Raw genomic sequence first — 3,169 nt, forward strand, 5'->3', positions numbered from 1 at the left:
CACTGAGAGGCGATGAAGGACGTGGTACGCTGCGAAAAGCTTCGGGGAGCTGCGAACAAGCTTTGATCCGAAGATATCCGAATGGGGAAACCCACTTCCGACAATTGTTATTTTGAGGTTGTCTCGAGAGCGCGAGTTTTTGAGCAGCTTTGGACTAACAATTGTCAAAGGGAAGGACTTAGTCCCTGAATCCATAGGGGATTAAGAGCGAACCCGGGGAACTGAAACATCTAAGTACCCGGAGGAAAGGACATCAACCGAGACTCCGTTAGTAGTGGCGAGCGAACGCGGACCAGGCCAGTGCCCTTCATTGAGTCAGCAGAACCGGATGGAAAGCCGGGCGTTAGTGGGTGATAGCCCCGTATGCGACGATGATGTGAAGGGACTTGAGTAGGGCGGGGCACGTGAAACCCTGTCTGAACGTGGGGGGACCACCCTCCAAGCCTAAGTACTCCTCAGTGACCGATAGCGAACCAGTACCGTGAGGGAAAGGTGAAAAGATCCCCGACGAGGGGAGTGAAACAGATCCTGAAACCGGATGCCTACAAACAGGTGGAGCCTGCAATGGTGACACCGTACCTTTTGTATAATGGGCCAGCGACTTAGTGAGACGGGCAAGCTTAAGCCGGTAGGTGTAGGCGTAGCGAAAGCGAGTCTGAACAGGGCGTTCAGTCCGTCTTATTAGACCCGAAACCGATGTGATCTAGCCATGAGCAGGTTGAAGGTGGGGTAACACCCACTGGAGGACCGAACCGGTGTCTGTTGAAAAAGCCTCGGATGACTTGTGGCTAGGGGTGAAAGGCCAATCAAACTCGGAAATAGCTGGTTCTCCGCGAAAACTATTTAGGTAGTGCGTCGCACGAATGTTCCAGGGGGTAGAGCACTGGATGGGCTAGGGGGTCTTACCGATCTACCAAACCTAACCAAACTCCGAATACCTGGAAACACTATGCGGCAGACAGACGGCGGGTGCTAACGTCCGTCGTCGAGAGGGAAAAAACCCTGACCACCAGCTAAGGCCCCTAATTCGTGGCTAAGTGGTAAAGGATGTGAGGATCCCATAACAACCAGGAGGTTGGCTTAGAAGCAGCCATCCTTTAAAGAAAGCGTAACAGCTCACTGGTCTAAACAAGGGTCTTTGCGCCGAAAATGTAACGGGGCTCAAGCCACGAGCCGAAGCTGTGGGTGTGCGCAAGCACGCGGTAGCGGAGCGTTCCATAGGCCTGTGAAGGAGTATGCGTGAGCAGCTCTGGAGGTATTGGAAGTGCGAATGCTGGCATGAGTAACGACAAACAGTGTGAGAGACACTGTCGCCGAAAGTCCAAGGGTTCCTGCGTAAAGCTAATCTGCGCAGGGTTAGTCGGCCCCTAAGGCGAGGCTGAAAAGCGTAGTCGATGGGAATGAGGTGAATATTCCTCAACCAGTGGGTAGTGACGGATCTCTTCCGTGGTGTGTTCTTATCGGATTGAACATGCCATCACGAGGTTCCAGGAAATAGCTCCCACATCAGACCGTACCCGAAACCGACACAGGTGGACTGGTAGAGTATACCAAGGCGCTTGAGAGAACTATGCTGAAGGAACTCGGCAATTTGCCTCCGTAACTTCGGGATAAGGAGGCCTCGTTCGTGGGCAACCATGGGCGAGGGGCACAAACTAGGGGGTGGCGACTGTTTAACAAAAACACAGGGCTCTGCTAAGCCGCAAGGCGACGTATAGGGTCTGACGCCTGCCCGGTGCCGGAAGGTTAAGAGGAGAGGTGCAAGCTTTGAATCGAAGCCCCGGTAAACGGCGGCCGTAACTATAACGGTCCTAAGGTAGCGAAATTCCTTGTCGGGTAAGTTCCGACCTGCACGAATGGCGTAACGATCTCCCCGCTGTCTCCAGCATAGACTCAGTGAAATTGAATTCCCCGTGAAGATGCGGGGTACCTGCGCTTAGACGGAAAGACCCCGTGCACCTTTACTATAACTTTACACTGGCATTCGTGCTTGCATGTGTAGGATAGGTGGTAGGCTATGAAGCAGGGGCGCCAGCCCATGTGGAGCCACCCTTGAAATACCACCCTTACGATCATGGATGTCTAACCGCGACCCGTCATCCGGGCCCGGGACAGTGTATGGTGGGTAGTTTGACTGGGGCGGTCGCCTCCCAAAGAGTAACGGAGGCGTGCGACGGTGGGCTCAGAGCGGTCGGAAATCGCTCGTCGAGTGCAATGGCATAAGCCCGCCTGACTGCGAGACTGACAAGTCGAGCAGAGACGAAAGTCGGCCATAGTGATCCGGTGGTCCGTTGTGGAACGGCCATCGCTCAACGAATAAAAGGTACGCCGGGGATAACAGGCTGATGATTCCCAAGAGTCCATATCGACGGAATCGTTTGGCACCTCGATGTCGACTCATCACATCCTGGGGCTGGAGAAGGTCCCAAGGGTTCGGCTGTTCGCCGATTAAAGTGGTACGTGAGTTGGGTTCAAAACGTCGTGAGACAGTTTGGTCCCTATCTGGCGTGGGCGTAGGAGAATTGAGAGGATCTGTCCTTAGTACGAGAGGACCGGGATGGACGTACCTCTGGTGGACCTGTTGTGGCGCCAGCCGCAGTGCAGGGTAGCTATGTACGGTCGGGATAACCGCTGAAGGCATCTAAGCGGGAAACCCACCTCAAGATGAGTTCTCCCTCGAAAGCCGTGGTAGACCACCACGTTGATAGGCCGGGTGTGGAAGCGGCGCGAGCCGTGCAGCTTACCGGTACTAATAGCTTGATCGGCTTGATCGCTCTCATTTATCAATACTCACAACGCAGCAAAGCTGCTCAATGTGAAAACCAAAGACCAATACATCTTGCCATGCTCATCACGACACTAACCTGTCGATGCGCATGTGCGTGCGATGCCCTGCATCATACGCATTCAGATTTTGCTTCGCCGGCCTGGTGGCACTAGCGAGGAGCCTCAACCCGATCCCATCCCGAACTCGGCCGTTAAACTCCTCAGCGCCGATGGTACTATGTCTCAAGACCTGGGAGAGTAGGTCGTTGCCAGGCCTGCAAAGCAAACTTCTCAATAAACCATGACAAACAACTCTAATACCTGCCGCGGGGTGGAGCAGCCCGGTAGCTCGTCAGGCTCATAACCTGAAGGCCGCAGGTTCAAATCCTGCCCCCGCAACCAA

1 tRNA gene and 2 rRNA genes (1 of these 3 only partly in view) are annotated in these 3,169 nt (G+C 54.3%); all 3 read left to right on the forward strand.

From position 1 onward, the window contains the following. Positions 1–2,774 (forward strand): 23S ribosomal RNA (locus C5L14_RS29830) (it extends 37 nt beyond the left edge of the window). A 152-nt stretch (positions 2,775–2,926) separates the two neighbouring features. Beyond that, a 5S ribosomal RNA gene (gene rrf / locus C5L14_RS29835) occupies positions 2,927–3,041 on the forward strand. Between the two features lie 50 nt (positions 3,042–3,091). Then, a tRNA-Met gene (locus tag C5L14_RS29840) sits at positions 3,092–3,168 on the forward strand. The last annotated feature ends 1 nt before the right edge of the window (position 3,169 follow it).

This window comes from Labrys okinawensis (genome assembly GCF_002982075.1).
In the GTDB taxonomy this organism is placed as follows: domain Bacteria; phylum Pseudomonadota; class Alphaproteobacteria; order Rhizobiales; family Labraceae; genus Labrys; species Labrys okinawensis_A.